The sequence below is a fragment of the Mesorhizobium sp. M4B.F.Ca.ET.089.01.1.1 genome, from assembly GCF_004022605.1.
GTDB lineage: Bacteria > Pseudomonadota > Alphaproteobacteria > Rhizobiales > Rhizobiaceae > Mesorhizobium > Mesorhizobium abyssinicae.
In genome coordinates this window covers 1-6,641 of record NZ_RZOS01000325.1, presented here as the reverse complement: position 1 = coordinate 6,641, position 6,641 = coordinate 1, and the positions used below count along the sequence as shown (strand labels likewise).

Genomic DNA, 6,641 nt, shown 5'->3' with positions numbered 1-6,641 from the left:
CAGAGCAGTGTCGCGCTGGCCGCTGGTCAGCACGCGGCCGACCCTGCAGCGGACCAGCGCCTCGAGCGCCTCGGCCGGGTCGCGCGTCATGTCGAAGGCGCGATGGCAGGTGACGTTGAGCGGGCCAGCCGCGCGCACCAATTCGCTCATGCGGGCCTCGTCGATGGTGCCGTCGGCATTCAGGCAGCCGACGACGACGCCGGCGACGCCGAGACCGGCAAGCGCGCTGACATCGGCAAGCATCGAGCGGTACTCGGCCTCGCCGTAGAGGAAATCGCCGCCGCGCGGCCTGACGATGACGTGGAACGGAACGGTGGCGAGCTCAAGCGCCGCGCGCACCGTGCCGAGGCTCGGCGTGATGCCGCCTTCGACCAGGCTGGCGCAGAGTTCGACCCGGTCGGCGCCGGCGGCCTGCGCGGCAAGCAGCCCGTCAATGCCTTCGACACAGAGCTCGATCAGGGGTGGCTGAGGATTCTTGCTCAAGGTGCGGTCCGTCCATGATTTTCGGCGACAGCCCTAGCATCGGGTCCGCTGCCGTGAAAGCGGCAATGATCGGTCCAGCAGGCGACGGGCGACCGGCATTCGCCAAGGCGTGCTTGACAATTCAATAACTGGCGAGTTATGAGTTAATTCATAGCCGATGGGTTATTGATCGGGGCAGGCAATGTGGCCCAAAGGCCGTCCAGCCTGCGACGGTGTCGGCGAACCAAAAGCCCTGGAGAAACCAGGAACTCCGGATGCTGAGCGCCCGGGGTTTGCGAGAACGCGACCGAAGGAGGCCATTGTGCAAGCACGACTGAAGAACCCCGTAATGCTCATCCCCGGCGCGTTGCAGGCGCTGCTGGCGCTGGACAAGTCGACCGAGGCGGCCGACGTGCCTTATGTGACGCGCAAGCTTGTCCACCTGCGCGCCAGCCAGATCAACGGCTGCAGCGTCTGCGTCGACATGCATGCGCGCGAGTTGAAGAAGGCCGGCGAGAAGGACGAGCGCATCTTTGCCGTGTCGGCCTGGCGGCAAACGCCTTATTTCACGGAGCCGGAACGCGCCGCGCTTGCGCTGACCGAAGCCACGACCCGCCTGAGCGACCGGGCCGACCCGGTGCCGGACCCGATCTGGGACGAAGCCGCCCGGCACTATGACGAAAAGCAACTGGCCGCACTGGTGGTGCAGATCGCCCTGATCAACGCTTTCAACCGCCTCAACGCCGCCACCGAGCAACCTGTCGGCGCATGGGGATGAGGGCGATTACTGGCGCAGCACCGTGTTCTTGGCGCCCTGCTCGACCTGGTCGATGACCAGCAGTTTCACCGGGCCGTCGCCGAGATTGGTGGCCTGGTGCCACTGGCCGATCATCTCAACGATGAAATCGCCGGTCTTGTAGGTGTTGCTGTTGCCGGTTTCGACATTCGTCACCTTGAGCGTTCCGGCCTCGACATAGGCGTAGCGGGGAAACGGGTGCTTGTGGATCGGCAAGGTCGCGCCCACGGCGATCTCGAAGCTCGAGACGATGACCTCGACATTCTTCTGCGGCAGCGTGATGGGCTGGCCGGACGCCGTTTGCGTGCGATCGGCGAGCGGCGTCACGACGACAGGGTTTGCGCCGCTGTCCAGAGCGTTGGCGGCGGTTGCGGACAGCGCGACGGTTAGCAGCAGCGCCGATGCCAGGACGATTCGCATGGTTCCTCCTCAGGTTTGGCGGACCATGGCGCGGCGGGCGTGCGGGCGCAAGATTCGTTGCCATCGGCGGCCTTATCAGTGAGAGGGCCAGCACAGCCTGTTGCGGCCGCAGCGGTGAGGAGTGCGAGAAATGCGGGAAGGCCGCTCAGCCGCCGCTTCGGCTCATTCTGAGGAGCCCTTTCAACGCTTCATGAGGTCACGGCTGAACCTGACCTCGTGGCCGTACGAGCCGCTCGGCAGGTCGGCGGCGGCCTGGCGGAAACTGTCTTCTATCCGTGTTGTATAACGGCCTTCATTCTGAAGCCTGTCCCACAGGACAAAGCATACCGCCAAGGCGATGACAATGAGCACCGGTCGCATCGGAAAATCTCCCTCAAGAAGTTCCCGACAAAGCGGCTGTATGATGAGCCTGCTTCAGGCGAAATACAAGCGATTGCTAATATATGGTTGCCAGCGCTTGGCGTGTGCGCCTCTCGGTGGCGCCGCGACTTGGTGATGATCAGCTGGCCGCGCTAGCCAATGATGGCCAAGCCAATGGCAATGCCCAACCCGATGGCAATGCCCATCAGGAGCTTGCCGGCGAGATTGAGGGCGATGGCGCGGACGTTGGCGCGCACATCACTATGGGGCTGTGCCACAGCCCTTGTCAGGTCATCGAAAGTCGCTTCCACGGTTGCCACCCTGCGATCTTTTCAGGGTAAGCCTAAATCATATCCTCGGTTATGTGAATCCCCCTTTTGTTCTATGGCAGCAAGCCACAGAAGGCGCCGGGAGGCGCATCTCCGCCGCAGGCCAAAGCCGCTTAGCGCGCGCTCGCCCGGCGCGCGGTGGCCGGCCCGGGGCCGCGCATATAGTGGAGCTCCGGCCGGTAGCGCGGATGAACGAATTCGCGAAAGGCCGATGCCAACCGAATGAGTGCTAGCCCAAGGGCGGTGACCGAGAGCACCGCAAGAGGGCCGAACATAAGTTTATGCGACATCATTGTCCCAACCTCAGATGCCGGTGTCGATATGGAACAGGTCTTTTCGGCCGGCATGACTGACGTTGTGGCAGCAAGAACCGTGCCACCCTTGCCCGGCGCACGATTTGCCGCCTGGGCCGACGCACGCCGGCGTCTCGGAATGGGTCATTTGCTGCTGGCACCACAATTGCACTGCCAGCAATGCCGGGTTGTTGGGACCGGCAATAGGGGCGTTTGGGGGCCTCGCCGCTCCGCGAATGGAGCGGCGAGGTTTCTGCTTTTCCGGCCGGGCCTTCTGGCAACGCGACATGTTCCGACCGGTTGCTGGTGTCGATCGGCACTAGGAATTCGAAGTCGTTGAGCCCGTCCCCACCATCGAGCCGCCAGGCGGCGGCGCCGCCCGTCCGTAGGCCCCTCACGCCCCGGCGGCCTCATGGTGAGCGGGCCTTTTTGGTCGGGGCCATCGGAACAAAGAGCGCGTCTGTCTGGTTTCGGGTGAGGGAGAGAAACCTGATGCCAGATCAAACCAAAGAGCGGCCCCCGCCGAAACCCGACCACAAGAAGCCACCGGTGCATCCCCGCGACAAGGAATCATCATCGCCCGAGCCTGATCATGTCGACCCACCGCCGCGAGATGTGCGTGAGGCACCGTCACCAAATCCAAACGGGAATAAGAATGGTTGACCGGATCGGGCGATGAAGGGCTGGAGCGGTTGCGGCCTTTGGATATGGACGCATGCGTGGCTGCCTGGCCATACTGGCTGCGCAGCTTCCGCCTAAGTCTTTGAAAAAACTTGGCTCCCCGGGCCGGGCTATAGGAGCCAAATCGAACCGTGTGGGGAACCCATAATTATCTCAACGATACCAATGCTTTGCGCCGTATCCCTTTGTCGATCACGTTCCGTTATTGTGGACCTCATGCGGTGCAACTGTGTACCGCGCGGCCATCATAGTCGAGGAGAAGACGGGCGCAAGGGGCCAGCGGTTCACTCGAAGGGTCCGACTGGGTCGGTCTCCGCGCTCCGGGTGAACGTCCGCATGCGAGCATTCACGTCGTCTAGGTAGCCTATGCTCGTTTCCAGTACCGTCTCACAGACCGAGAACTGATAGGGGGAGGGAGTGCTGAATGATATCTCCTGTTCGTCAGCTCGCATGAAGCTGACCGGGTGGGAATGAACCCAGTTGGATAGGTACGACTGATGGAATTCAAATACGTCAACGTTCCATCCGGCCTCCCGAGCCGCGCCCCTCGAACCATCAATAAATACCAACTGGCCGTTACCGAGTTTCTTGGCCCTCTCCGGGTCGTAGCCGAGCTTGGCTGCAAGGTCCTCTATCTTGCTTTTCAGCCTCTCCTTTGCTGCGTCATAGTTCTCAAAGAAGGCCGTATCTCTCGGCTGGCCGGCAAGCTCTATCGCTGTCAAAAACCTCTTTCGCGTCGTGAGGTCGTGGAGGAAAAGAATTTGTCGTCGCAGGTCCCACTCATCAGCGGTCAGCGACGGCTCCGAGATGTACTTCGTCATGAGTGAAGCGTCGATAATGGCGCGGCCGAGGGTGGCTATGGAGAAGTGGTCCAAAAGTGTCTCGCCATTCTCCACGGCCTGATACTTCTCAAAGATCACCATCACTGACAGGCAATGCGAGATCAATTTCGCAAACACAAAGAGCGCCCTGTTCTGGCGACCGGTATGGACCACCCCTATTGCGCTGTCGGATACGGTCACGGCGTCCTCTACGACAGCATCGAATCTGTCGAGGGTCGCTAACATGGAATTGAGCGCCGCCGCGCGGGCCTCGTTCTCCTCGTTCAACAGCCACCCCCCTTGCCGCGGTTCCCAATCGGTAGGGACATACTTCTAGATGGGGCGACGCTCAACAGTAGGTCGCGATGGTCCGCGCAACAAGCCGAAGCAACTGTCGAGCGGGGAGCTGGAGCAATTCATGAAGGCGGCCGAAGCGCTGCACCACAGCATCGTAGGCCCCTTATATCGCCCCAGTGCGACCACTACAGGTCCCTTCAGGATTTGCATGAGGGGCTGCTGAAGGCCGTGCGAGAGGTCACCGGGAAGGAAGTCGCGTTCATCCAGTGGGACGGGGCCGGTGGCGCCAAAAGGGAGCAGTTCGGGAGGGAAGCAGAGGCCCCGCGCTCCTCCGTGAGAGAGCTATCCCCCGCCCGTCCGCTGCGGTTTTGCCGTGTCGGCGAGATAGGCGACCGCATCAATGAGCGTGTCGAACTCGGCGCTCTCCAAAATAGCTTTTTGTGTCGGTGACGTTTCGGGTATCAGGACGTTGATTTCGTTCAACATGTTTCTAAGCATGTCGAGCGCAACCCAATCCGCGTGAAGTTTTCGATCTGGGTACTTTTTAAGATTGGCCCCAACGGCATCTGCGGTGTTGGAGAAGTGGGCAATCAATTCACCAAGGCTGCTGCCTGGATGGGCTCCTAGTGCCAAAATGTGCGTCGATTTTTGGCCGTCTGAAGCAGCCATTGGTTTCATCAAATAGGTGCTCAAGAATTCCCTGAAGCCGTCGATAAGAGCGTTTAGATGGCGATCCGCGTCCGCACGGACGATTATCTCTGTTTGCGTCCTGATGTAAGCCGCTTGGTTTCGCGCCTCTGCGGCCTGTTCCTTGGCGACTTCGCGGTTTTGCTCAAACTCTCTTCTGGTCAGTTGCAGCTCTTGTCGCTGCAACGCAAGTTCCTGCGACTGCACCATCGTTGCGACGAACAGCCATAGGAACGCGAGTGGCGCAAACAAGCCTGCTAGCCCGTCCGCGAACTCGTTCAATTTCATACCGGGCTTAATATCGACCAAGCTTGTTGGCCCTGACGTTATCCATGCCAAAGCGACGAGGACGAAATATGCGCCCGTGAAAGCAAAGCCTAGCCTCACCCAACCGGAAGTTTTGCTGCTGGTGGATGATCCAGCCTCCTTAATCTCGTCTGCCATCAAACACCCCAAACCCTGGGCTCATGCCCGCATCAGTGCATATTAGGTCGCGACTCATATGTGCGGAGCCAGAGACCCATTGAGGCCAGTTGGATCATGGCGAAGAAGTTGTCGGCCAACTTGTCGTAGCGAGTGGCAATGCGGCGGAAATGCTTCAGCCTGGAGAAGAAGCGCTCGATAAGGTTGCGCTCGCGATAGAGCCGCTTGCTGAAGCACGGCTTCCACTTACGGTTGGATTTTGCGGGGATATTGGGCGTGGCGCCCTGCTCCTCGATCAATGTGCGGATGCAATCAGCGTCGTAGGCCTTATCTGCGAGAACGATCGTGTGCGGTCCAAGATGGTTGAGCAATTCGTTGGCGATCTGACCATCGTGCGCCTGACCAGCGGTCAAGCCGAGGCGGATGGGAAGCCCTTGCGTATCGACGACGGCATGTATTTTCGTGGTAAGCCCGCCGCGCGATCGACCGAGACAGTGATCTCGATCCCCCCTTTTTGCTGTCGCAGCCTGTTGGTGCGCCCGGATTGATGTGCTGTCGATCATTTGAATGTTGCTGTCGTATGCTGCCGTGATTGCATCCATCATGCGGCCCCACACGCCCGCCTTTCGCCAGCGCACAAAGCGATTGTAGCTGGTCGTGCGCGGGCCGTAGCGCTCTGGCAGATCGCGCCATGGCGCACCGGATCGCAGCACCCAGAAGATGCCGTTCAGCACGCGGCGGTCATCGACGCGTGGCACGCCACGCGATTTGTTGGGGAGAAGCGGCTCGATCACGCTCCACTCGAAGTCGGTCAGGTCATATCGGCTCATGCGAAGCCTGAATCAGATTCCGCCGCAATATGAAAGCCGCCAGTCGGACCCGTAGCGGACGATGCACTGCTAGTTTTTGGAGGGCTTTGTGTTAACTTGCCTTCATGACTTGGGGGCGAGCTATGGACCAGACGTCTGCAGAAAACATCGTTTGCACGTCTATCCGTGCTGTTGCTTTGCTCAATCAACTCGTCCGTGAACTGCAAGCCACCTTGCCAGAGGACGAATTTGAGCTTCAACGG

Annotated in this window: 8 protein-coding genes; 1 reads left to right on the top strand and 7 read right to left on the bottom strand. The window is 60.4% G+C overall.

What is annotated here, in order from left to right:
* Nucleotides 1-483 (bottom strand): copper homeostasis protein CutC (locus EN780_RS24420; RefSeq protein ID WP_281035377.1); only part of this gene is annotated, 483 nt, incomplete at its 3' end.
* A 301-nt stretch (nucleotides 484-784) separates the two neighbouring features.
* Here EN780_RS24420 and EN780_RS24415 point away from each other — a divergent pair.
* The gene (locus EN780_RS24415; protein WP_128275551.1) at nucleotides 785-1,240 is read left to right on the top strand and encodes a carboxymuconolactone decarboxylase family protein; all 456 of its coding nucleotides are present in this window, start codon (nucleotides 785-787) and stop codon (nucleotides 1,238-1,240) included.
* A 6-nt stretch (nucleotides 1,241-1,246) separates the two neighbouring features.
* Here EN780_RS24415 and EN780_RS24410 read toward each other — a convergent pair whose 3' ends face one another.
* The 6 genes from EN780_RS24410 to EN780_RS24385 form a co-directional block, all read right to left on the bottom strand.
* Nucleotides 1,247-1,678, bottom strand: coding sequence for a cupin domain-containing protein (locus EN780_RS24410; protein WP_127311797.1), 432 nt, complete (start codon nucleotides 1,676-1,678; stop codon nucleotides 1,247-1,249).
* A gap of 180 nt (nucleotides 1,679-1,858) precedes the next feature.
* Nucleotides 1,859-2,038, bottom strand: a complete 180-nt coding sequence (locus tag EN780_RS24405; protein WP_127285361.1) for a hypothetical protein — start codon at nucleotides 2,036-2,038, stop codon at nucleotides 1,859-1,861.
* Nucleotides 2,039-2,190: 152 nt separating this feature from the next.
* Entirely contained in the window at nucleotides 2,191-2,358 is a 168-nt protein-coding gene (locus EN780_RS38920; protein ID WP_189340676.1) for a hypothetical protein, read from the bottom strand.
* A gap of 1,267 nt (nucleotides 2,359-3,625) precedes the next feature.
* Complete coding sequence (locus EN780_RS24400; RefSeq protein WP_128275550.1) at nucleotides 3,626-4,450, bottom strand: hypothetical protein; 825 nt, start codon at nucleotides 4,448-4,450, stop codon at nucleotides 3,626-3,628.
* Between the two features lie 351 nt (nucleotides 4,451-4,801).
* Nucleotides 4,802-5,590: a hypothetical protein gene (locus tag EN780_RS24390; protein WP_128275549.1), complete on the bottom strand. Its 789-nt coding sequence runs from the start codon at nucleotides 5,588-5,590 to the stop codon at nucleotides 4,802-4,804.
* Between the two features lie 32 nt (nucleotides 5,591-5,622).
* On the bottom strand, nucleotides 5,623-6,399 hold the full coding sequence (locus tag EN780_RS24385) for an IS5 family transposase (protein WP_128275548.1): 777 nt from the start codon (nucleotides 6,397-6,399) through the stop codon (nucleotides 5,623-5,625).
* Between the last annotated feature and the right edge of the window lie 242 nt (nucleotides 6,400-6,641).

What these genes read in the sequence shown, in the direction of transcription:
- EN780_RS24390 (WP_128275549.1), bottom strand. Translation starts at nt 5,590, where the DNA reads ATGGCAGACGAGATTAAGGAGGCTGGATCATCCACCAGCAGCAAAACT.
- EN780_RS24385 (WP_128275548.1), bottom strand. Translation starts at nt 6,399, where the DNA reads ATGAGCCGATATGACCTGACCGACTTCGAGTGGAGCGTGATCGAGCCG.
- EN780_RS24410 (WP_127311797.1), bottom strand. Translation starts at nt 1,678, where the DNA reads ATGCGAATCGTCCTGGCATCGGCGCTGCTGCTAACCGTCGCGCTGTCC.
- EN780_RS24405 (WP_127285361.1), bottom strand. Translation starts at nt 2,038, where the DNA reads ATGCGACCGGTGCTCATTGTCATCGCCTTGGCGGTATGCTTTGTCCTG.